Source organism: Staphylococcus sp. NAM3COL9 (assembly GCF_001431205.1).
GTDB lineage: Bacteria > Bacillota > Bacilli > Staphylococcales > Staphylococcaceae > Staphylococcus.
Map to the genome: position 1 here is coordinate 544,744 of NZ_LGPC01000011.1, position 23,822 is coordinate 568,565.

At 32.8% G+C, this 23,822-nt stretch carries 25 protein-coding genes and 2 other annotated features; of the genes, 2 read left to right on the forward strand and 23 right to left on the reverse strand.

The window, feature by feature from the left end; genetic code table 11:
• Positions 1 to 176: 176 nt before the first annotated feature.
• From secDF to ACA31_RS05640, 15 genes are all read right to left on the reverse strand, one after another.
• Positions 177 to 2,453 carry a protein translocase subunit SecDF gene (secDF, locus tag ACA31_RS05575; protein ID WP_057512366.1) on the reverse strand — a complete coding sequence of 759 codons (2,277 nt, stop codon included), beginning with the start codon at positions 2,451 to 2,453 and terminating at the stop codon, positions 177 to 179.
• Positions 2,454 to 2,816: 363 nt separating this feature from the next.
• Positions 2,817 to 3,077 (reverse strand): preprotein translocase subunit YajC, encoded by a 261-nt coding sequence (yajC, locus tag ACA31_RS05580; RefSeq protein WP_057512367.1) that lies wholly within the window; start codon positions 3,075 to 3,077, stop codon positions 2,817 to 2,819.
• Positions 3,078 to 3,095: 18 nt separating this feature from the next.
• Positions 3,096 to 4,235 carry a tRNA guanosine(34) transglycosylase Tgt gene (gene tgt, locus ACA31_RS05585; protein WP_057512368.1) on the reverse strand — a complete coding sequence of 380 codons (1,140 nt, stop codon included), beginning with the start codon at positions 4,233 to 4,235 and terminating at the stop codon, positions 3,096 to 3,098.
• Between the two features lie 20 nt (positions 4,236 to 4,255).
• The gene (gene queA / locus ACA31_RS05590; RefSeq protein WP_057512369.1) at positions 4,256 to 5,281 is read right to left on the reverse strand and encodes a tRNA preQ1(34) S-adenosylmethionine ribosyltransferase-isomerase QueA; all 1,026 of its coding nucleotides are present in this window, start codon (positions 5,279 to 5,281) and stop codon (positions 4,256 to 4,258) included.
• Between the two features lie 2 nt (positions 5,282 to 5,283).
• Positions 5,284 to 6,285, reverse strand: a complete 1,002-nt coding sequence (gene ruvB / locus ACA31_RS05595) for a Holliday junction branch migration DNA helicase RuvB (RefSeq protein ID WP_057512370.1) — start codon at positions 6,283 to 6,285, stop codon at positions 5,284 to 5,286.
• A gap of 31 nt (positions 6,286 to 6,316) precedes the next feature.
• The gene (gene ruvA, locus ACA31_RS05600; protein ID WP_057512371.1) at positions 6,317 to 6,919 is read right to left on the reverse strand and encodes a Holliday junction branch migration protein RuvA; all 603 of its coding nucleotides are present in this window, start codon (positions 6,917 to 6,919) and stop codon (positions 6,317 to 6,319) included.
• A gap of 12 nt (positions 6,920 to 6,931) precedes the next feature.
• On the reverse strand, positions 6,932 to 7,387 hold the full coding sequence (locus ACA31_RS05605; protein ID WP_057512372.1) for an ACT domain-containing protein: 456 nt from the start codon (positions 7,385 to 7,387) through the stop codon (positions 6,932 to 6,934).
• Between the two features lie 11 nt (positions 7,388 to 7,398).
• On the reverse strand, positions 7,399 to 8,694 hold the full coding sequence (gene obgE / locus ACA31_RS05610) for a GTPase ObgE (RefSeq protein WP_057512373.1): 1,296 nt from the start codon (positions 8,692 to 8,694) through the stop codon (positions 7,399 to 7,401).
• A gap of 130 nt (positions 8,695 to 8,824) precedes the next feature.
• A complete protein-coding gene (gene rpmA, locus ACA31_RS05615) occupies positions 8,825 to 9,109 on the reverse strand; it encodes a 50S ribosomal protein L27 (protein ID WP_057512374.1) in 285 nt (94 codons plus the stop codon).
• Positions 9,110 to 9,120: 11 nt separating this feature from the next.
• Positions 9,121 to 9,441: a ribosomal-processing cysteine protease Prp gene (locus ACA31_RS05620; protein WP_057512375.1), complete on the reverse strand. Its 321-nt coding sequence runs from the start codon at positions 9,439 to 9,441 to the stop codon at positions 9,121 to 9,123.
• 2 nt (positions 9,442 to 9,443) lie between these two features.
• On the reverse strand, positions 9,444 to 9,752 hold the full coding sequence (gene rplU, locus ACA31_RS05625; RefSeq protein ID WP_046465508.1) for a 50S ribosomal protein L21: 309 nt from the start codon (positions 9,750 to 9,752) through the stop codon (positions 9,444 to 9,446).
• A 13-nt stretch (positions 9,753 to 9,765) separates the two neighbouring features.
• Positions 9,766 to 9,839 (reverse strand) — a sequence feature (ribosomal protein L21 leader region).
• Positions 9,840 to 9,868: 29 nt separating this feature from the next.
• Entirely contained in the window at positions 9,869 to 10,393 is a 525-nt protein-coding gene (mreD, locus tag ACA31_RS05630; RefSeq protein ID WP_057512376.1) for a rod shape-determining protein MreD, read from the reverse strand.
• Positions 10,393 to 11,235, reverse strand: a complete 843-nt coding sequence (gene mreC, locus ACA31_RS05635; protein WP_057512377.1) for a rod shape-determining protein MreC — start codon at positions 11,233 to 11,235, stop codon at positions 10,393 to 10,395. The genes mreD and mreC overlap by 1 nt, the downstream gene beginning before the upstream one ends.
• Positions 11,236 to 11,814: 579 nt before the next feature.
• On the reverse strand, positions 11,815 to 11,973 hold the full coding sequence (locus tag ACA31_RS13350; RefSeq protein WP_172793153.1) for a hypothetical protein: 159 nt from the start codon (positions 11,971 to 11,973) through the stop codon (positions 11,815 to 11,817).
• A gap of 70 nt (positions 11,974 to 12,043) precedes the next feature.
• Positions 12,044 to 12,502: a DUF4930 family protein gene (locus tag ACA31_RS05640; RefSeq protein ID WP_057512378.1), complete on the reverse strand. Its 459-nt coding sequence runs from the start codon at positions 12,500 to 12,502 to the stop codon at positions 12,044 to 12,046.
• Between the two features lie 147 nt (positions 12,503 to 12,649).
• Here ACA31_RS05640 and ACA31_RS13090 point away from each other — a divergent pair, with 147 nt between their 5' ends.
• Complete coding sequence (locus ACA31_RS13090) at positions 12,650 to 12,829, forward strand: hypothetical protein (protein ID WP_071561853.1); 180 nt, start codon at positions 12,650 to 12,652, stop codon at positions 12,827 to 12,829.
• Between the two features lie 147 nt (positions 12,830 to 12,976).
• Here ACA31_RS13090 and ACA31_RS05645 read toward each other — a convergent pair whose 3' ends face one another.
• The 7 genes from ACA31_RS05645 to ACA31_RS05675 all read right to left on the reverse strand — a co-directional run bounded on the left by ACA31_RS05645 (position 12,977) and on the right by ACA31_RS05675 (position 21,141).
• Positions 12,977 to 13,258, reverse strand: coding sequence for a hypothetical protein (locus tag ACA31_RS05645; RefSeq protein ID WP_057512379.1), 282 nt, complete (start codon positions 13,256 to 13,258; stop codon positions 12,977 to 12,979).
• A 150-nt stretch (positions 13,259 to 13,408) separates the two neighbouring features.
• Positions 13,409 to 14,257 carry an aldo/keto reductase gene (locus ACA31_RS05650; protein ID WP_057512380.1) on the reverse strand — a complete coding sequence of 283 codons (849 nt, stop codon included), beginning with the start codon at positions 14,255 to 14,257 and terminating at the stop codon, positions 13,409 to 13,411.
• Positions 14,258 to 14,411: 154 nt separating this feature from the next.
• The gene (radC, locus tag ACA31_RS05655) at positions 14,412 to 15,089 is read right to left on the reverse strand and encodes a RadC family protein (RefSeq protein ID WP_057512381.1); all 678 of its coding nucleotides are present in this window, start codon (positions 15,087 to 15,089) and stop codon (positions 14,412 to 14,414) included.
• On the reverse strand, positions 15,086 to 15,790 hold the full coding sequence (locus tag ACA31_RS05660; RefSeq protein WP_057512382.1) for a prepilin peptidase: 705 nt from the start codon (positions 15,788 to 15,790) through the stop codon (positions 15,086 to 15,088). The genes radC and ACA31_RS05660 overlap by 4 nt, the downstream gene beginning before the upstream one ends.
• Before the next feature lie 309 nt (positions 15,791 to 16,099).
• Positions 16,100 to 16,918: a squalene/phytoene synthase family protein gene (locus ACA31_RS05665; protein WP_057512383.1), complete on the reverse strand. Its 819-nt coding sequence runs from the start codon at positions 16,916 to 16,918 to the stop codon at positions 16,100 to 16,102.
• A gap of 318 nt (positions 16,919 to 17,236) precedes the next feature.
• Positions 17,237 to 18,499, reverse strand: a complete 1,263-nt coding sequence (locus tag ACA31_RS05670) for a bifunctional folylpolyglutamate synthase/dihydrofolate synthase (RefSeq protein WP_057512384.1) — start codon at positions 18,497 to 18,499, stop codon at positions 17,237 to 17,239.
• Positions 18,500 to 18,510: 11 nt separating this feature from the next.
• On the reverse strand, positions 18,511 to 21,141 hold the full coding sequence (locus tag ACA31_RS05675) for a valine--tRNA ligase (protein WP_057512385.1): 2,631 nt from the start codon (positions 21,139 to 21,141) through the stop codon (positions 18,511 to 18,513).
• 42 nt (positions 21,142 to 21,183) lie between these two features.
• Positions 21,184 to 21,425, reverse strand: a binding site (T-box leader).
• A 59-nt stretch (positions 21,426 to 21,484) separates the two neighbouring features.
• Between ACA31_RS05675 and ACA31_RS05680 the strand changes: the two genes are divergently transcribed.
• A complete protein-coding gene (locus ACA31_RS05680; protein ID WP_057512386.1) occupies positions 21,485 to 22,063 on the forward strand; it encodes a DNA-3-methyladenine glycosylase I in 579 nt (192 codons plus the stop codon).
• 592 nt (positions 22,064 to 22,655) lie between these two features.
• Here ACA31_RS05680 and ACA31_RS05685 read toward each other — a convergent pair.
• Positions 22,656 to 23,726, reverse strand: coding sequence for an AbrB family transcriptional regulator (locus ACA31_RS05685; protein ID WP_057512387.1), 1,071 nt, complete (start codon positions 23,724 to 23,726; stop codon positions 22,656 to 22,658).
• Positions 23,727 to 23,822: the final 96 nt, after the last annotated feature.

Genomic DNA, 23,822 nt, shown 5'->3' on the forward strand with positions numbered 1-23,822 from the left:
GTATTCTACTTTAGCTTAATCATAAATAATTCGTAATTATAATTACTTTATTAGTAAATAACTTTTAAAACACATAAAAAACAGCTCGAATTTTTAATTCGAGCTGTTTCAGTTTATATGAAATATTTCACCTATAGTTGCCAATATAATTCATATACCATTCATCCTGTATAACTTTATACTAAGATTTTTTCATCATTTGATTTTTTCTCTTTATAAACGACAATCTTATGATCATCTGATTTTTTAAGTTGACGTTTCTTCATAATACCCCATAACGGTACTGCAATAAATACAGATGAGAACACACCTGAAATCAGACCGATGAGTAAGGCTAATGAGAAGTTAAAGATACTTGGTGCACCAAATGCAAGTAATGAAATAACTACAATAACTACCGTTAAAACAGTATTGATAGAACGTGTCATTGTCTGACGAATCGATCTATTAACAATATCGTCGATTTGAGAATTCCTCGTAATCACTTTTACTTTGTGTAAATTTTCCCGGACCCTATCGAATGTAACTATCGTATCATTGATAGAGTAACCAATAATCGTTAATACTGCTGCGATAAAGGTAATATCTACCTCTAATCTGAATAAACTAAATACAGCAACAATGATAAACGCATCATGTAGTAGTGCCAGTACTGATGATAGTCCCATACGCCACTCAAATCTAAATGTAGTATAGATAATAATACCAATAGCAGCATATACAAGTGCAAACATGGCATTTTTAGCAAGTTCTTGACCAATCACTGGTGAAACTGTATTAACTGTTGGATCATTACCAAACTTATTATCTATAGTACTCTTAATTTTAGCAACTTCATCTTTAGATAAATCATCTTTAAATTGTACAGTAGCATTTTGACCATTTTCACCTAATGAAACCTGAGTCGGTTTGAAATCTTTATCTTCAAGTGTTTGAGTCACTTTTTCCTCTGACACTTTATTTTCAGATTCAAAATCAACCCTCGTACCACTTGTGAAATCAATACCTAAATTTAATTTGAAAATAAAGAGTATGATAGCACCTACAACGATAATAAGAATACTCAATGATAACAATGGCTTAGCCAATTTCATAAAGTTCCAACGTTCATATGGCGTTTTCAAATCATGTACGTCTTTTTCTTCATTGATATTGTAAATATCTTTTTTGTTTACACCAAATAACCAATATGATTTTTTGAAGTAATTAGATGATATGAGTAATGATAATAGCCATCTTGACAAGAACACTGCTGTTACAAAGATCATTAAGATACCAATGAGTAACATAGTTGCGAAACCTTTAACTGAACTTTCACCAAAGAAGAACAACACTGCGGCTGCAATAACAGTTGTTAACTGTGCATCGACAATGGTTAAGAAAGAACTTTTATTCGCTTTTTTATAAGCTTGTTTGAGTGTCCGTCCAATTTTGAGCTCGTCTTTAATCCGCTCATACATTATGATATTCGCATCAACAGCCATACCAACACCTAACACTAGGGCTGCTAAACCTGGTAATGTAAGCACACCAGATATAAAGTTAAATGCTAGCATTGTTAAGTATATATATGCCGTTAGCGCAATAATTGCTACTAAACCTGGTAAACGGTAGAAGCCTAACATGAATAGATAAATTACTGCAATACCTATGACAGCAGCAAATACTGTTTTATCTAAAGCATCTTGACCAAATTGGGCACCGACTGAATTAGAATAAATTTCATTTAAATCAACTGGTAAGGAACCTGAATTTAATAAATCAGCAATTTGTTTTGCCTCTTTAATTCCTTTTTCACCATTAAACCCACCTGAAATTTCAACACTATCAGAGTTAATTGGTTTATCTACTGAAGCAGCTGAAACGTATTTAGGATCTTTTTTGGCCATTTCTTTATGGTAAGTGTCACCTTTTTCGTGGTCTAACCAAACAACCATGACGTTTTCATCTTTTTTCGAAATTTCTTCAGTTACTTTTTTAAATTTATCACTATCTTTTAATTTGAAAGTAACTGCTGGTTGATTCGTGTTCTCTTTAAATTCTTGTTTTGCTGAACCTTGCTGAATGTCTTTACCAGTCAATTTGATATTGTCATCTGCATCACGAATTGTTAAATTTGCTTGTGATGATAATACCTCTCGAGCTTCAGACTGGTTTTTGACACCAGCAAGTTGAACACGAATTCTATTTTTATCTTCGACTTGAATTTTTGGTTCAGAAACACCTAAGACGTTGACACGGTTTTCAAGCGTTTTTGCTGTTGCTTTAACCGATTTGTCGTCAATTTCATCATCTTTTTGCAAAGGATCTACTTGGTATAAGACCTCAAACCCACCTTGTAAGTCCAAACCAAGGCTAACGTCTTTAAGTACACTCTTATAAGTAAATGCCATAGCTCCCAACAACAGACCTACGAGCACTATGAATGCAACTATTCTACTACTCTTCTTCACTTGAACACCTCATTGTAAGCTTATGTTATAAGAATACTTGTTTAAATCAATTTAATGCAATTTATACAATCTATACTTTCTTCTAAACGACCTTATTATTTTAACATATTACAACGTGTGTAAAAACTAACTCAACTATTTTGTATTCATAACTTAATTGCAAGGGTTATTAACAATTTAAATTGTTTCGAAAATATTACTCGTTTATACGTTGAGTTATGATTATTATATGCAAGGTCATTTTAAATTATAACACTATATGATCATATTGTTTAAGAAAGTATATAGGATTACTATTAATGTTTCAGTAGAATATGTTAATAAAAAAACGAACTGATATTTTCATATCAGTTCGTTACTTTATTATGAAGGATCAACTTGTTTTATAGCAGGTTTTTCTAACGTAATTTCAGTACCATTGCCATTTAAAGTTAATACTACTGTAGTTTCATCTACTGCACGAACAGTACCTTTGATACCACCGATTGTAGTTACATGTTGGCCAGAGCTTACTTGGCTAATCATTTGACGATGCTCTTTCGCTTTTTTCTGTTGTGGTCTGATTAAGAAAAACCACATTAATGCTAATAATAAAATTGGTAATATTAATGAAGTAAATTGCATTATTTTATTTCTCCCTTTTTAAAAGTTTTTTGGGTTGTCTACATTAAGCCCATACTGTTCAAAGAATTCTTCTTTAAAGTCTAGAAGTCGATCTTCACGAATAGCTTGTCGGATATTTTCCATTAATTTTAGCAAGAAATGTAAATTATGATAAGTAGTAAGACGGATACCAAATGTTTCTTCTGCTTTAATTAAATGTCTTATGTAAGCTCTACTATAATTTTTACAAGTATAGCAGTCACAATTATCATCAAGTGGTCCTAAATCTTCTGCATATTTAGCATTTTTAATAGTCACTCGTCCATGTGAAGTCATACATGTGCCGTTGCGTGCAATACGTGTCGGTAGTACACAATCAAACATATCCATACCTCGAATGCTACATTCAAGTAATGCATCCGGCGAACCGACACCCATTAAATAACGCGGTTTATCCTTCGGCATAAATTGTTCAGTGTGTGCCACCATATCGTACATCACTGGCTTAGGCTCTCCTACAGACAAGCCACCAATTGCATATCCTGGAAAATCTAAAGCAACTAATTCCTCAGCGCTTTGTTTTCTAAGATCTTTATATTCTCCGCCTTGTATAATACCAAACAAAGCTTGATCTTCAGGTCTCTTATGTGCTTTCAAACATCTTTCAGCCCATCTAGTGGTTCTTTCAATAGAATCTTTCACATATTTATACTCAGCAGGCATTGGAGGACATTCGTCAAATGCCATCATAATATCTGAACCTAAATCATTTTGAATCTCTGTAGCTTTCTCAGGACTCAAAAATAACTTCGATCCATTTTTGTGATGACGAAACTCTACGCCTTTTTCAGTAATATTTCTCAAATTACTTAAGCTAAATACTTGGAAACCGCCAGAATCAGTCAGTATAGGACCATTCCAGTTCATGAACTGATGTAAGCCCCCACTCTTTTTGATAATATCATTTCCAGGCTGTAACCACAAATGATAAGTGTTTCCTAAAATGATTTTTGCTTCCATCTGATGTAATTCTTCTGGGCTCATTGTTTTTACAGTTGCTTTTGTACCTACTGGCATAAACATTGGTGTTTCAAATGATCCGTGTGGCGTGTGTACAATGCCTAAACGAGCACCCGATTGCTTACAAGTTTTAATATGCTCATATGTTACTGCTGGCATATAAAATCTCCTTTCATTCCCTAAATAATTAACATTGCATCTCCGAAACTAAAGAATCTATATTCTGATTTTACCGCTTGTTGATATGCATTTAAAATATAATCTCTACTACTGAAAGCAGATACTAGCATAACAAGCGTTGATTTTGGTAAATGAAAGTTTGTAATTAAACCATCAATTGCTTTAAACGTATAGCCTGGGAAGATAAAGATATCTGTCCAGCCGCTTTGAGCTTTAAATACCTCATTTGTTTGCATAATTGTTTCTAGTGTCCTTGTAGATGTAGTACCTACAGAAATTACACGATGACCTTTAAACTTGGTTTCATTTAACAACTCTGCTGTTTCTTGGTCCATTTGATAATATTCACTGTGCATTTCATGATCGTCAATATTATCTACACTTACAGGTCTAAATGTACCTAAACCAACATGTAATGTAATGAATGCGATGTTAATACCCTTTTCTTTTATGCGATTTAATAATTCATCAGTAAAATGTAACCCTGCAGTTGGTGCGGCTGCAGATCCAGATGCTTTGGCATAAACAGTTTGATAACGATCTTGATCATCTAAACGTTCTTTAATATAAGGAGGTAGTGGCATTTCACCAAGCTCATCTAAGCGCTCTTGTAATATACCCTCGTAATGTAGTCTCATTATACGACCACCTTGGTTTAACTCCTCAATACATTCAGCAACTATTTTACCATCACCAAACGTTAATTTGTTCCCAACTTTGATTCTTTTTGCAGGTTTTAGTAATACTTCCCAATCATTACCAGAGATTTGTGTCAGCATTAGCATTTCTACTTTTGCACCAGTTTCTTCTTTTAAACCAAACAAACGAGCTGGCATTACTCTTGTATCATTTAATACAAGCGTGTCACCTTTATCTAAGTAATCAATGACATCTTTAAAATGTTTATGTTCAATATCACCAGTTTGTCTGCCAAGAACTAATAATCTACTCTCATCTCTGTTTTTCAGAGGTGTTTGTGCTATCAATGTTTCTGGCAAATGATAATCAAATGCTTCAATATTCAAACTTATTCCTTCTTTCCATTCTTGCTAAAATGTTCAAATGCATAAGGAGTCGCTTTCCGTCCTCTTGGCGTACGCTCAATAAATCCTTTTTGAATTAAAAAGGGTTCATATACGTCTTCAATTGTAATACGTTCCTCACCAATAGAAACAGCAATCGTATCTAAACCAACAGGTCCACCTTTATACTGCTTCAATATACAATTCATCATTTTATGATCAATGTAATCTAGCCCTTCATCATCTACTTGTAATAACTGCAGAGATTGCTTTGTAGTATCTATGTTAATTGATTCATCTTCCTTCACTTGTTGAAAATCACGTACACGCTTTAACAAACGATTAGCAACCCTTGGCGTACCTCGACTACGTTTAGCCAGTTCTGTGGCACTTTCTTCATCGATAGACGTACCTAATACTTCTGCAGTACGCACAATGATTTCTTCTAATTCTGGCTCTTCATAATACTCTAATCTGAGATGAACACCAAATCTATCACGTAAAGGAGCTGTTAAACTACCGGCTCTTGTAGTAGCACCTATTAAAGTAAATGGTGGCAAATCTATACGAATACTTCTCGCTTCTTCTCCTTTACCAATAACGATATCCAAGAAAAAATCTTCCATTGCGGGATATAATACTTCTTCAACAACACTACTTAGCCTGTGAATTTCATCAATAAATAAAACGTCTCCTGGTTGTAAACTAGAAAGAATCGCAGCTAAATCACCCGGTCGTTCTACAGATGGTCCAGAAATCGTTCTAATATTTACTTCCATTTCATTCGCAATGATATTAGACAAAGTCGTCTTACCTAATCCGGGGGGACCAAATAATAGGACATGATCTAACGGTTCTTGTCTCATTTTAGCTGCTTTAATAAATACTTCTAAATTCGATTTAATCGCTGATTGTCCAATATATTGACGTAACCTTGTTGGTCGTAAAGAAAGTTCAAATGAAGTTTCCTCTTCATGTACTGATTGGTCTACCATTCTATCATCCATTACATTCCCCCCTTTTTAAATATAGTAATATTTATGATATAAGTAATTGTAATCCTCTTTTAACTGCATCATCTACAGACTCAAATGATTCTTTAGTTAATGTTTTTTCGACTTTAGTTAATTCACGTTTAGAATAACCTAATGCTTCTAGTGCTAGCATTGCTTCTTTAACAATTGCAGTTGCACCATTACTATCAATTCCCATGTTTAATAGTTGACTGCTATCTACTTCGTTAATCTGTACTTTGCCTTTAAGATCCAATACAATTTGACGCGCAGTTTTTTTACCTATACCAGGAAACTGTGTTAAGTAAGCATCATTTTCATTCTCTATGGCAATTTTGACGTCATTCGGAGAACTACTTGCTAAAATTGCTAATGCAGATTTCGGACCAATGCCAGTTACTTTTATCAAGCTTAAAAACATATCTTTTTCTTCTTGATTTATAAAGCCATAGAGCAACTGTGCATCTTCTCTTACGATAAGCGAAGTGTGAATCACGACTTCTTGCTCCATGTGCTTTTGAAAACGATAAGAATTAGGTGTTTGAATCTCGTATCCTACGCCTGATGATTCAACTACCACGTGCGTAGGATTTAATACTGTTAATGTGCCTTTAATATATGCGTACACGTATACACTTCCTTATATAGTCATACTAATTAATTCAACTTTAGAAATGTGATCAATAATTCTTAGAGCTTCCACTACATCATCAATTTCCAAATCCGTACCCTTGGCATCTAAAGAAAGTGTGATTGTTGCTCTACCGTCCATTGGAATACTTTGGTGAATTGTTAATACAGATAAACGTAAACTAGATAATGTATTTAATACTTGTGCCAACATGCCTACGATATCATTAACATACAATATTAATGTGAATTCTCTCGTTGATTCCATCTTTTCATCAATCGGAAATATAGTATCTCGATATTTATAAAATGCACTTCTAGATAAATCGAACTGTTTGACTGCTTCAAATATGGACAATGACGGATCATTTTTTAATACATCTTTAATTTTTAAAGTTTTTACAACTGATTCTGGTAAAACATCTTCTCTAATTAAATAAAACTTTTTATAGTCTTTTTTGTCCAAATTAAGCACTCCTATTCAACAAATTCAAATTCTCCGCCAAGTATTCTTACGATATCACCATTTTCACAACCGCGTGCTCTCAATGCCTCATCGATGCCCATTGAGCGCATTTGACGTGCGAACCTACGTACTGCTGGGTCGCTATTGAAGTCAGTCATCTTGAACATTCTTTCAATTGCTTTTCCACTTACAACGTATGCAGCATCATCATCTCTAGTAATTGTGAAATTGTCTTGACTAGGCGTATGTTTGTACAACACTCTGTTAACACCTAAGTCTTCTTCTTCTTCTTTACTAAAGTCAATGTCTTTTACCTCTTCTAATTTATCTGCAATTGCATATAAAAGTTCATCTATATGATCATGCATCACTGTAGATAAAGGAATAATATGAATACTATCATCATTCAATTCTTCTTTAAAAACTTCTAAGTTATCTTCAGCGTTTGGCATATCCATCTTATTTGCTACAACGATTTGAGGTCTCTCTTCTAAGCGATGTTCATAAGCACTTAATTCTTCATTAATTACTTTATAATCTTCGAATGGATCGCGACCTTCAGAGCCACTCATATCAATCATATGAACAATCACTTTTGTTCTCTCAACGTGTTTTAAAAATTGATGACCTAATCCTACACCTTCAGACGCACCTTCAATAAGACCAGGTAAATCTGCCATTACAAAACTTCTTTGATCTTGAGTAGAAACAACACCTAAGTTAGGTTTAATTGTAGTGAAATGATAAGCACCAATTTTCGGTTTTGCTTTAGATACTATTGAGAGCAAGGTAGATTTACCAACACTCGGGAAACCTACTAATCCTACATCGGCTAGTAATTTTAATTCTAACGTGACACCTATTTCTTCACCTGGTTCTCCATTTTCACTAAAATCAGGGGCAGGGTTTCTTGGAGAAGCGAAACGAGAGTTACCTCGGCCACCACGACCACCCTTTGCTACAGTTGCACGTTGACCATCTTCAACTAAATCTGCAACAACTTCTTCTGTTTTAACATTTTTAACAATTGTGCCTGGCGGTACTTTTAGAACTAAGTGATCTGCATTTTTACCATGCATATTACTTGTTTGACCAGCGCCACCTCTATTAGCCTTGAAATGTGTTTGATATCTAAAGTCTAATAAAGTTCTTAATCCTTCATCAACCTCAAATATAATTGACGCACCATTACCACCGTCGCCACCAGCTGGGCCACCAAATGGAATATATTTCTCTCTACGGTAGGCTGTTATACCATTACCGCCATCACCTGCTTTAAGTGATATTTTAACTTGATCGACAAACATGATTTCACCTCTTTTTCTAAAAACTTAATTTCTATATCTTTTATATTATATCATTATCTTGCCTACTAGAAAATAAAGACAAAAAATAAACACCAGAAGTCATAACTTCTGGTGTTAATGATAACAAAAACTACTCAGCTGCTGCGTAAACAGAAACTTGTTTTTTGTCGCGACCTTTGCGTTCAAATTTAACAACGCCGTCGATTTTAGCGAATAATGTATCGTCGCCACCACGACCAACATTTTCACCAGGATAGATTTTAGTACCGCGTTGGCGGAATAAAATTGAACCACCTGTAACGTGTTGACCATCAGCACGTTTCGCTCCTAAACGTTTTGACTCAGAGTCACGACCGTTTTTTGTAGAACTTATCCCTTTTTTAGATGAGAAGAATTGTAAGTTTAATTTTAACATTGGGTTGCACCTCACTTATAATTTAGTCTGATATTTTCTTTATATTCTTCTTCAATTGTTTGCAATGATACTAACATTGCCTGAAGAATTAATTGCGCTTTTTCATTTGTAGCATCGACACTTCTTACGTGGAAATGTCCACCGTCATCATTGTAATCAATGTCTGGTTTTTCGTTTGTTAATCCCATGATAGCATTAACGCTTCCGAAAATAACTGCGGATGCACCAGCACAAACTATATCATGCCCGTATTCGCCATATTCTGCATGACCATCCATAATAACATCAGTTACTTGACCAGCTTTGTTCAATGTAACATCAACAGTAATCATAATTAAGCGTTGATTTTGTCGATAGTTAATTTAGTGTAAGGTTGACGATGACCTTTTTTACGTTTTGAGTCTTTACGACGTCTGTAAGTGAATACAGTGATTTTTTTACCGCGTCCTTCTTTATTAGCAGTAGCAGTAACAGTAGCACCCTCAACTGTTGGCGCACCAACTTTAACTGAGTCTCCACCTACAAATAATACTTTGTCAAAAGTGAATGATTCACCTTCGTTTAAATTTAATTTTTCAACGAAGATTTCTTGTCCTTCTTCAACTTTTAATTGTTTTCCACCTGTTTCGATAATAGCAAACATACTTTGCACCTCCTATAATTTTAAGTCACGCCAAATACAGGTGACATAATTGTACTTGAACCTGAACCTGAGCGGTTGTATGTAGCTATGAACTACTCAACTACTGCATTTTAGCATTAGGATTTCTTACTGTCAATCTTCAATTGCACTTTTCTTAAGAATTTCATTATAATCGGAAATAAAATTGTTAGTAAAATTAAATTCAATATAAATGTGGGTATTAATCTAAATATCATAAAGTCTATAAACTCAAAATTTATAAGCCCTAAAATACTATACATAATTGCTGCATAAATTTCTAAGAAAACTGTACTAAGCAAAATAATGATAAACAGCATTGTATGATCTCTATAAAATGTTTTGAAGAAAAAGTCCATGATGACTACAAATAAAATATAACCAAATAGGTATAAACCATAAAAACTGCCGAAATATAAATCTGTGATTAGACCTAATACTACCGATAAAACCATCGCTACACCAAAACTTCTATACACACTTAGCATCAAAATGTACATGATTGTTAAATGTGGCACGAAAATAATATCTTTGTCTCCTATTTGCATTGGTATAACGAGCCCAATAGCAGTATCAATATAAAACAATACAATACCAATAAGAAAGTAGTATAATGCACGCATTAATTATCCCCGCTTTCATTATCTGGTATTGTTTTAGGGTCTCTTTTAGCAACATAGACTTGGTTTAAGTCTGCTAAGTTTGCAGCTGTCTTCACTCTTACTTCTTTAGATAAACCATACTCATCATTTTCAACTTTAGATACTTCACCTATGTAAATACTACTAGGAAGTTGATCTGCTAAGCCGCTCGTAACAACTTTATCTCCTTTTTTAACACCATCTTTATTATTTATATCTGTAATTACAAGTTCTTCATTCTTAGCATCATAATGATCTATTAAACCAAAAACATTTTTGCCATCATGTTGAATGTTTACAGACAATCGACTAGCACGTGTGTTCGTTGATATTAAATCTACTTGAGACGAGAATTGATTCACTTTAGAGATACGGCCAACTAATCCTTCTGAAGTCATCACAGCCATATTATTTTCTATTCCGTCTTTCGAACCTTGGTTTATAACCAATGTATTCATCCATTGATCAGGATTTCTAGATAATACTGTGCTAGAAATCGGTTCATATTTTGAAATATCTTCAATATCTAATTCTTTTTTGTAAGTTTTATTTTCTGTTTTCAGTCTTTCATTTTCAGATTCTAATTGCTTTACTTTACTATTTTGTTCTTCTGAACTATTTTTTGCAAAGAGATTACCGATAGATCCTGTTACAAATTGTACAGGATAGCTGACTGCTTTTTGACCAAAAGCAACAGTATCTCCCACATACTGTTCTACTGGTGATTGCGTTTGTGAACGCAAAGATACACCAATTAAGGCTATAAACACAATGATTGCACACAGTATAACAATCAGTTTGTTGTTTTTAAAAAACTTTGACAACCTGAACACCTCTATTAACCAACTATTTTATATTCTTATTATCATTTTATATCACTAGTGTTACGAAATAAAGCACGAACCCTGATATTACATAACAAAATTTATCCTTTGTTGAATCAACAGTTTAACTAGATTAAGCGAATACGTTCTAAGGTTTGATTAAAATGTAATAAATTAAACGATACATTGTATTATAACAATACTTATAGTCATTAGTGTATTAAAAAGTGTTAGTTTTGCGAATCATAATTCAACATATTATTTTTTATTTAAAATTTAAACTTAAATACTGCTTGAATTCATGTTGTACAAGGTCAGCCAAAATGGCTAGAAAATGAAATACAAGAGATGAAGCTCTTGCATAAGAATTATTTGTCTTCCTAAATAAAGTAGTAATTCTTCAAAAGTTATATCCGGGCATCTTCAATTCAGTCACTGCCAAATAACGCTTGAGGCTAACGCATGTATTTATATCACAGACCCTTAATCTTTTTTTATTCTCTTATTTAAAATTGCGATTGTATTAAAGTTTTCAAGGCATAAAAAAAACGCCTCTACTATAAGAGACGTGAACTTACTTTAGTTATTTTCTTTTTCATCTGATTTTTTGTCGTCAGTTGATTTTTTAGCTTTTTTCTCATCTTCTTCATATAATGTTTCTTTTTTACGCCAACGTGCAAATAAATTTTGTGCTTTAGCTTGCTCAGCCATTTTCTTATCTTTAGACTGTTCACTCATAATTGGACACCAACCTTTAACGTTTTTACTTATCTAAGGCTAACGCATTTCACCCTATAATTCAAACGCATTACTCGTAGTTAGATTGTGGTTGTAATTCAATATGCACTCCTAATTGATTTAAATCTTGTTCCATTTCAATTTCTGTCTTGTAAACACGAAGTGAATCTGAGCCAAATTTATAGATAATAAACTCATCGCCACGTTGCCCAGCTAAGTATTCATCAGTGTAACCCATTCTTTCTAAACCTGAGACTGACATAAACTCTTTTTTATTAATCCAATCAAACACATTTTTCGTTTGACTAAATGGTACATTATTAAGGATGTCATTATCTTCTACTGAATATCGTTTACCACCAGTCAAATTTTGTTGAGGTGCTTCATCATTCATAGATGGCTTATCATCATGTACTGGGTTCCATTCTTGGTCTTTTAAAAAAGGTGCATATTTTAATGCGAAAAGTACAATTGCTACAATCGCTATGACAGCTATAATGTTTTTTACAATACTGAAAATAAACCGCATGAACCATCCTCCTATTAAGTCACTCTATATTATAATTTTTCATTGTTAAATTATCATCAGTCTCTAGAAGTATTTAAAATTTATCTATAGACTGATGCATACGCCCTATTTTCATAGTACAATGTTTTTAAAGGGAGTGAATACAGAATGAGTATTTTATCTATAATCCTGCTTGCACTCTTAGTCATACTACTATTTAGAGTAGGTTTATCAATTTTAAGATTTATTATATATATTGGGATTATTGTGTTATGTATATATTTAGGTTACCAAGGTATTCTTTGGTTAATGGAGAATTTTAACACTTATTTCAATTTCATAAATTAAAATTTTAGCGCTTAAGGATTACGTTATCCATTAAGCGCATTTTTGTGTTATTAAATTTAAAATTTCGATACCTTTATTTCAAATATGTAAAAAATATAAAGCACTACTAACAAAACTTAACATATACTAGAGAAACTTGTCATTTACTTACTTTCCCACACCATTACTCAACACTTGATAAATATAATAACAACCACTTAATAACAGTGCCCATATTATCGATACTGCTATAGCACTCAATAAATAAACCCCAATTGAAGTTGATGTGTGATTAAATACAACGAATAATATAGTTGTAACAACAACTCCGATAACTGAAACAGCTATTGCAATACCTGTTCTTTTCAAATTAATTGCTCGGCGCTTTTTTGTAAGTTGCATGAGATACACTACAGGTAACAATAAACCGATTAATAAAATACTTCCCAATATATAATCCTCCTTATATAACATCTTGATTATACAATACCTAGAGGCATACCGGAAGATTAATGTGACTCATAAAATAAATCAGTCATATGTAAAAAGACATCCTTTCATTATCAGGATGTCTTTAATATATAATGTTAATTTAAATTCTTATACAAATTCTTCATATTCACGTGGGTTTTGACCTTCAACACGACCGCTTTCGCCTTTATCTAAAGCGTCAATCTTATCTAAGTCTTCTTGATCTAAATCAAAATCAAGATAATTATAATTTTCTTGTTGATGTAGGTCATCACTTGCTTTAACAATTGGAAATACATGATTTTGATTAACCCAGTTAATAATTACTTGGGCAGGTGTACGATCATATTTATCAGCAATACCTTTAATCGTATCGTTCGTAAGAACGTCATTAATCTCACGTCCTAAAGGACTCCACGCTTCTGATAAAATACCTCTTTTGTCATTTTCTGCTATTAAATCTCTATTGTTGAAATACGGTTGTATCTCTATTTGATTTGTAGCGGGTGTAACTCCTGTTGCCTCAATAATTTCATCTAAATGTTCAGGCATAAAATTAGAAACACCAATCGTTTTAATTAAGCCATATTTCTGTGCATCAACTAATGCTTTCCAAGCTTCCACGTATTTACCTTGTTTGGGATTCGGCCAATGTATTAAATATTTGTCAAAATAATCTAATCCAGTACGATAAAGTGATTCTTGAATTAGGTTTATAGCTTTATCATATTCATGTGCAGCACCTGGTAACTTAGCACTTACATAAATCTGTTCTCGAGGTATTGACGAACGACGAATTGCTTCGCCTACCATACCTTCATTATTATAATTAGTTGAAGTATCTATTAAGCTATAGCCCATATTAATTGCGTTTAGTAATTGATTAACACCTTTTCCACCTTGGATATTAACCGTTCCTAACCCTATATGAGGTAAAGTTGATCCATCATTTAAACGAAACTCATCATACATTGTCATTAATAATCCTACCCTTCTTCCATATATTTAAAAATCAGAATAAATATGTTGTTTTTTAATCGTCACTTTCTTTTTCTACCCTTTTTACCGATTTAATAATCTGCAAAAACATTCTTATTCTAAGTAAGTTTATAAATTCACTTAAAAGTAGTCTTCAGTCAATATACCCTTCTTCAACCATGCTTAAATAAGTATGGTCACCTATAATAATGTGGTCTAATAAATCAATCCCTAATAATCGCCCACATTCTTTTAATCTTTCAGTAGTTTTAATATCTTCATTCGAAGGAGTAACATCGCCAGAGGGATGATTGTGTAGCACAATAATAGCATTACTTGCACTTTTAACAGCTTCACTAAATATTTCTCGTGGATGTACAATTGAACTGTTTAAAGTGCCAACAAATATAGTTTTTTGTTTAATAACTACGTTTTTAGAATTTAAAAATAGCGCTATAAATTTCTCTTGGGTCAAATGCTCCATTTTGCCCATCATGAAATCCGCGACATCTTTAGGACTTAAAATTTGAATCTTATCATCTACACTACCTGAATGCATGCGTTCTCCTAACTCAAACGCTGCTTTCAAAATAAGCGCTTTATATAAACCTACACCTTTGATTTTATTTAAGTCACTAATAGATAACATTTTTAATTCTTTTAAGCTATCAACTGTCTTCAACAATTCGTTTGCAATATCTAAACTCGAGCTCCCTTTTCGACCAGTATTTATTAGTATGGCTAATAACTCAGCATGTGATAAATGCGAGGCACCATGGCTTAACAAACGTTCTCTCGGCTTCTGATTATCTGCAAGTTCATTTATTCTCAAATAAGACCCACCCCTAAAGTTAAATATTGATGAGATATTATTGTTAAATTAAAAGCAACAAAAATAAAAGGTATAAGTGGGGTTTTTTGTTTTATATTACGAAAAAATATCATACTAACTAAAGCAAAAACGCCTCCACAAATAAACGTGAAAAGCATTGTTAACACAAAATATGGATATGGTAATAAATAAGATAGCAATGAAAAGAGAAGTATGTCACCATAACCAATCCCGTGACGTACTAAAAAATAGAAAAAGTGCAATACCGTAGTCATGATTATGCAGTGGTATACATTACCTTGTGTAATAAAGTAGGAACATAACGAAAATATAATATACAGAGGGAGGGGCAACGCAAAAGTTTTAATGTCATACATAGTAAATACAAGTAGAAATATATAAATAAGTAAAAAAGTGGCTTGATCTAAAGGGATTGATAAATAAGAAAGTACAAATGCAGGAGCAATAGATAAAAATTCTCCAATTAAATATAAAGAACTCAACTTACTTTGGCAGCAACTGCTCCTCCCTTTTAAACACAAAAAGCTTATAATTGGTATCATTTCGGTGAATTTAAGCCCTCTATGACAATAATCACAACGGGAACGTAAGACAAAGTAATTTAACTTTAATTGATTCACATAGCTCAACTGATATAAATAACTAAATAGAACTGGACATAATAAAAGTTGTTTAATCATTGATCTACCTCCTTATAAAAATTATATCACGTCCGTTTTAACTTAATAACAAAATTATCACTTAGTTAAAATTTTCAATTGTAAGTTTGTTAAAATAAAATTTCAGTATACAAAAAGCGCAATAACCACTACAATTTAAATGGATAATCATTTAAATAAAATAGAGATTACGCGCTTATGTATAATAATTATATGTACATTTAACTATGAAACACAGTAAGACACAATCAGCCCCTCTGTATTCATTAATTAAAATGTTATGTGTTGTTGTTAATTATTAATAAGAAAGTTAATCATCATTTTTCGATACTATTTTTTCTTAACTTCTTCCACTGTTTCTTCCACTTCTTCTCGTGTTATTTTTTCACGGCCATTTTGCATAGCTTTTAAAGATTTATGTGCAAGCGCTAAAGGTAAACGGACAAATAATATAATCGTCCTCTTATGGATTGAATCAATATACGCGTCTGCTTTTGATAAGTTTTCATCTGCATAATCAAAAAGATCTGCACGACTCCAACCGTCCGGTACAAAACTCACACCACGTTCATCTAAATCTTCTTTCTCATTTCGTAAAATATTGACGGCTTGCAGTCCACGTCCATAACAAATGGCTAAATCGTGATCTGTTTTTTCACCAGCACACAATTCCCATAGTTCTGACAGCATGACACCAACACGTCCTGCAACGTAATATGTATATTCATCTAAATCTTCTCGTGTATGAACATCCCAGTTTGCTTTCGCCCATTTAGCCATGCCGAATGCCATCTCGCTCGAAGAATCTAAAACGATTGGCAAAGTTCTATCGGGACATGCGTCTATCCACTCACTTAAACGGAGTGTAACTTCAGGCATGATATCTTTCACAGGACTAAGAATCTCTAGATATTTTTCTTCATCGAAAGGTTCTTTAAATAATTCACTCACTTGCATTAAAATTTTATATTTTAAATCATTATCTACTTCTTCATGATCCTCAATCTCATCAATTGCTCGTAGTATTAAGTATGCAGATGCTACTGAGTGTTTTAATTCTTTTTCTAAAAAGGTAATCGGAATATAAAATGTACGACTTGTTTCTTTTAGTACGCGCATTGCATCCTTTGGAAATTTCTTTTCTGTCATGTTAATCTTTCCCTCCCTTTTTTAAATACTATCATATTATCACAAATTAAAATAGGAATTGCTAAATAGATAAAATAACAACAATAATTATTTGTGTTAAACGATGTATTGATTAAAATTCATACAAATCATCGAACAAATCTTTACTTTTTAAAAATTTTCATAAAATTACTATATAAAAAAGCCAGTTACTTTTACATTAAAGTCAGAATAAATCATTAACCCTGACCCAATAACGCTAAATAATAACTAGCTTTCTTATTGAGTAAATCTATATTTAATTAAAATCCGTTTAGATTCACTGCTGTTTAATAAAATTTAAAAATTAACTTTTGCTTTAACTTCACTAATAAAATATAAACTTCCAGTTATGATTAATCCATCACCTTCGTAAGTTTCAATAAACTTCACATAATCATCAACAAGTTCTTTTTGATCAAATCTTATTTCTTCAAAAATAGCGTCTTTAGTTAATGCTCGTGGAAAATCAAAATCAGTAACATAAAACGTTGAAGCGATTGTTTTAAGTTGATCTACCATCGTATTAATTGGTTTTCCTTTCACTGCAGAAAACAAGATATCCAAACGATCAACGTGGTAATAATCTTTCATTGTACTAATTAAAGCTTCTACACTTTCAACATTATGTGCGCCATCAACAATCATCAAGGGCTTTTCTTTAACTTGCTCAATTCTCCCTGTCCAGCTTACTGATTCAATACCATCTATCATCTTATTGAAATCTAAATCAACAATGCCTGATTCGTTTAGTTCAATAAGTGCAGTTATTGCTAAAGCTGCGTTTTCTTTTTGATGCTCGCCCAACATATTTAATAGTAAGGTTTCTAATTCATAGTCTTTATAACGATAAGTAAATTCTTCTCCTTGTGAAACGATACTAATATCGCGATCAAACTCTATGCCTTCAGTATTCTGTTGCTCCACGCAACCACGAATCACTTTAAGCGCATCTGCATTTTTCACTGCATAGATGATTGGTGTGTCAGGTTTGACGATTGCACCTTTATCTTTTGCTATGTCAGTATAAGTATCTCCTAGAATTTCAATATGATCTAGTCCTATACTTGTGAGAATTGTTAATATCGGTTTAAAAACGTTCGTCGAATCATTCTTAATCCCTAACCCCGCTTCAACTATTACAAAATCAACTGGATGTATTTCACCAAAATATAAAAACATCATCGTAGTAATGATTTCAAATTCAGTGGCTGTTCCAAGCTCTGTTTCAACTTCTAATGCTTCACTTATTGGTTTTACTTTTTGAACTAATTCAACAATATTGTCATCACTAATCGGTATCCCATTTAAACTTATACGCTCATTAAAGGTTTCAATAAATGGCGAAGTAAAAGTACCAACTTCATATCCATTATCAACAAGTGCTGATCTTAAATATGCAACTGTGGATCCTTTTCCATTCGTGCCACCTACATGAATACCATTTATATTAAATTGAGGATTGTTTAATCGTTCCAACATCCATTCCATACGCTTAACGCCTGGTTTAATGCCAAATTTAGTTCTTTCATGTATCCAATATAAGCTATCTAGGTAATTCATGTTTAGGACTCCTATGCTTTTAATTGATTAATTCGTAATTTAACACCCTCGTATTTTTCTTGATACGTTTGTTTTTTCTCACGCTCTTCATTGATTACTTTTTCAGGTGCTTTATTAACGAAGTTATCGTTTGCTAATTTTTTATTAACACGATCCAATTCTTTTTCCCATTTCCCAAGTTCATGTTCTAATCTTTCAATCTCTTTATCCATATCGATTAAACCTTCAAGTGGTAAGACAACTTCACCAGCTGTAGTAATAGATGTCATTGCTTTTTCAGGTATTACAACTGCTGTATCGATTGTAAGTTCACTAGGATGACAGAATCTATCTATATAATTTGAATTATTTAATAGCGTATCTTTAATATTTTCATCTTTTACTTTAATGAAAATAGGTATTGCTTTAGATAATGGTGTATTTACTTCCAAGCGTGATTGTCTAACAGATTTAATTATTTCAACCAGTTGTTGCATCGTTTCTTTACTTTCATCAAAAATCAACGCATCGTTCACTTTAGGCCAAGGCGCATTAACAATTGTTTCACCTTCATGTGGCAGATTTTGCCAAATTTGTTCAGTAACAAATGGCATGAATGGGTGTAACATTCTCATTGTATTATCTAAAACATAAGTTAGTACAGAACGCGTTACTTGTTTTTGTGCTTCATCATCGCTATTCATTGGTATTTTACTCATTTCAATATACCAATCACAGAAATCATCCCAAATGAAGTTATAAAGCGTACGCCCAACTTCACCAAACTCATACTTGTCACTTAAATCCGTAACGTTAGCAATCGTTTCATTTAAACGGGTTAAAATCCATTTATCTGCTAGTGATAGATTACCTGATAAGTCTACATCTTCCACTTTAAAGTCATCGCCAATATTCATTAAACTAAATCGAGCTGCATTCCAAATTTTATTGATAAAATTCCATACAGATTCAACTTTTTCAGTAGAATAACGTAAATCATGACCTGGTGAAGATCCAGTTGCTAAGAAATATCTTAGACTATCTGCACCATACTCATCGATAACATCCATTGGATCAACACCATTACCTAGAGATTTACTCATTTTACGTCCATCTTCTGCACGAACCAATCCATGTAATAATACATCATCGAATGGACGTTTTCCAGTAAATTCTAATCCTTGGAAGATCATTCTTGCCACCCAGAAGAAGATAATGTCATAACCAGTAACTAATGCATTCGTTGGGAAGTAGCGTTGGAAGTCTTCAGCTTCAACATCTGGCCAACCTAACGTTGAAAATGGCCATAATGCACTAGAGAACCATGTGTCTAATACATCTTCATCTTGTGTCCAATTTTCAATATCTTCTGGTGCTGCTTCGCCGACATAAATTTCGCCAGTTTCATTGTGATACCATGCAGGAATTTGATGTCCCCACCATAATTGACGTGAAATTGTCCAATCTCTAATTTCTTCCATCCAACGGTTAAATGTTTTTTCAAATCTTGCAGGTACAAAATCGATTCTATCATCTGTTTTTTGATTATCTAATGCTTGCTCTGCTAAAGGTTTCATTTTTACAAACCACTGTGTAGATAAATAAGGTTCTACAACTGCACCAGAACGTTCAGAATGACCAACAGAATGTTCATGCTCTTCTATTTTAATAACTAAACCTTCAGACTTTAAATCTTTTACAAGCTGTTCACGACAGTCAAATCTATCGAAACCTTCGTATTTACCAGCTTTGTCATTCATTTTACCAGATTCATCCATTACAATAATGCGCTCTAAGTCATGACGATTACCGATTTCAAAGTCATTTGGATCATGCGCAGGTGTCACTTTCATTGCCCCACTACCAAATTCAATATCCACATAATCGTCTGCTAAGATAGGCAATTCTCTACCAAGTATAGGTAAAATAACTTTTTTACCTATGATATCTTTATAACGATCATCATTAGGATTTACAACAATCGCAGTATCACCTAACATTGTTTCAGGACGCGTCGTAGCGATTTCTATATACCCTTCGCCATCTGCATAAGGGTATTTAAAATGATAGAATTTACCTTGTACGTCTTCATGAATAACTTCAATATCTGATAATGCAGTACGAGCGATAGGATCCCAGTTTATAATATATTCTCCACGATAGATTAAATCTTTTTTATACATATCAACGAATACTTTATTAACTGCTTTACTCAATCCATCATCCAATGTAAATCTTTCTCTACTGTAATCTAAACCTAATCCTAGTTTGGCCCACTGTTTTCTAATAAATGTAGCATATTCTTCTTTCCAGTCCCACGCTTGTTCAAGGAATTTTTCACGTCCTAAATCATGACGAGATAATCCTTGTTCATTTAATTTAGCTTCTACTTTTGCTTGTGTTGCTATACCAGCATGGTCCATACCAGGTAAATATAAAGTATCATAACCTTGCATACGTTTCATACGTGTAAGTATATCTTGTAACGTTGTATCCCATGCATGCCCTAGATGTAATTTACCAGTTACATTGGGTGGTGGAATAACAATTGTGTATGTTTCTTTTTTATTATCTTCAGACGCTTTAAAATAGCCTTTATCAAGCCATTCTTCATAGCGCCCAGACTCAACTTCGTTCGGATTATATTTTGGTTTCATTTCCATTCGTTAAAATCCTCCTTAAAATAAAAAAACCGCCCTATAAATATATAGGACGGATTTCCCGTGGTACCACCTAAATTCAAGAAATTAGTTCACTAATTTCAAGCACTTAAAATTATGATTAACGCTCAAACACGCTTCAACCTATTTTACAAACAATTATATTGCAGTATTTCAGCTAAAGTTCAATGTGGGCTACTTTCAATAAGTTAAACTGTACATTTTCAGCACACATGTACTCTCTGATAAATCTAAGCCTATTTACTCTTCCCAGTAGACAATATTTCTTTACTTAATTATAGTATAATGGATGTTAAGATAAGTCAATGGAATGGAGTGAAAATATATGAATGAATGCGCATTTGGCACAAATGATCCAACCTACCTCGAATATCATGATGAAGTGTGGGGTCAACCACTTTATGATAGTTTGAAACTATTTAAACTGATGGCACTAGAATCACAACATGCTGGTCTTTATTGGTTAACAATTTTAAAGAAAAAAACATCTTATGAAGAAGCTTTTTATGACTTTGATCCAGTGCTTATTTCTAAAATGACACCTAATGATATAGACCGCTTAATGACATTTCCTAATATCGTTCATAATAGGAAAAAAATAGAGGCCATCGTTGGACAAGCAAAAGGATATTTTGAAATAGAAAAAGACTTCGGAAGTTTTAGCGATTTTCTATGGTCATATGTAAATCACCAACCTATCGATTGCGGATATACAAAGCCAAGTGATCGTATAACTGTAGACACACGCGCAACGGAATTATCGAAAACATTAAAACGTTATGGTTTTAAATTTTTAGGGCCAGTGACAGTCTATTCATTTTTAGAAGCTGCTGGTTTGTATAATGCACATATGCAAGCATGTCCTAATAATCCAAATCATTATCAAGGCATAGGCTTCAATTAGTCATAGGTTAATTACTCTCAAGAAAAGTTCGTTTTTTGATGTTTTCAGCATAATACAACAATATTCTACGCCTAAAAACCAAAATATTTCAATAGAAGATATATAAAATGCCAACAAATCCATAAGATTTTGTTGGCATTTTTATTGTAAGTTCACAGGTAAAGAATCTATTTTTTAAAATGAATATTAAAGTGTTGAAAAATTTAAACCTTTTATAAATCTCGTCTTTTGTGACTATTTTTAATGATTTCTTTGTTTTTATACAATCTGATTATAAGTAAAGTCAATAGCATTGCAACAATAACCTTAACAATATCGTAGGTTAGTATGACATTGACCCATAGAAGAATGATGACCATTATATAAATAATTTTCATAAAATATATGTTAGAAATGCTTTGTTAGTTGTGACTTTTCTTTACTTTCTTGGCTCAAACGCTAGAGTCACTTAAACTAAAAAGTTATTTGATATGTCTATATCACATTTTCTAACACGGTTTCACCCTCTCTATAACATCATATTGTCTATAAAAGTCGTAATATATCATTGTGATGCTATTGTTCAATTTTCTAATTAAAAAATACCATCTGTTTATTTAAGTTTTTTTTCACGATATTTCAAGAACTCGTTTATCGCTGGTGCAATTAAGAATAAAATAAAGAATATTCTAAAGATATGGTAACTAGAAATCAATGCGACATCCGCACCTGTTTCTAACGCCACTATAACAATTTGACTCATACCACCTGGAGCAGCGCCCAAGAACAATTCATTTACTGAATGAGTCGAAAATGTAGAAATGATTAGCACCATTACGAAAGCTAATAATATGAGCAATGTATTTTGAAAAGCAATTGCGACGGCAATCCGCCCTTTCATCTGATCTAATAATAGTGCAATTTGAACGCCAATTCTAATCATATAAATAACTTGTGCACCTGCAATAATATAATTATCTAATGTAAAGTTAGCACCTGTCAACAAATTCCAACATATTAACACAAGAATCGGTGCAAGTATCTGTTTTGTCGGAAAATTAATTTTACCCATTACGATATATACAGCGATTACAGCTAATGTCAAAAAGATAATACTAGAAATCGATAAAGCATCTGTTAATGTTGCTGTAACTTCAGATCCACCGGTTGCTAATTCTTGTGAGTCTTTAAAAAAATATGAAATAAAAGGCACAAGAATAACCACAAATATAATTCTCGAAGTTTGAGTCAAACTCACTACCATAATATCTGCTTTTTTATTTTCCTCGGCCATAATCAACATTTGACTCAACGCACCTGGAATGACACTAAGTATTGCTGTTTCAGTATTCACTTTTGCTATTTTTTTGAAAAAATAAGCAATGATTAATGCGAGACCAAGCAGTAATACAGTAATTATTACAATGGTAAACCAATCATCTTTAATATCTAAAATAACCTCTTTAGTGAAAGTAGAGCCAATTTGAACACCTAATAACACTAAACCAATCTGACTTAGCCAAAATGGCCAATTTACTTCTAAATGCAAATACCTTACACAGATAACACTGGCAATAATAGGACCAAACATAAATGGCAATAATATGTGGGCTGCATTAAGTATAAAACTTAAAAATAAAGATAACGCTAAAACGATGATATTGTTTCTTAATTGCTTACTCATGTACTCACAACTTTCATAGGAATCATTATACTTCATAGTCCTTTACATATAAAAGCGCCCGATCAACACCGTGGTTGTTCGGGCTAAAAATAAACT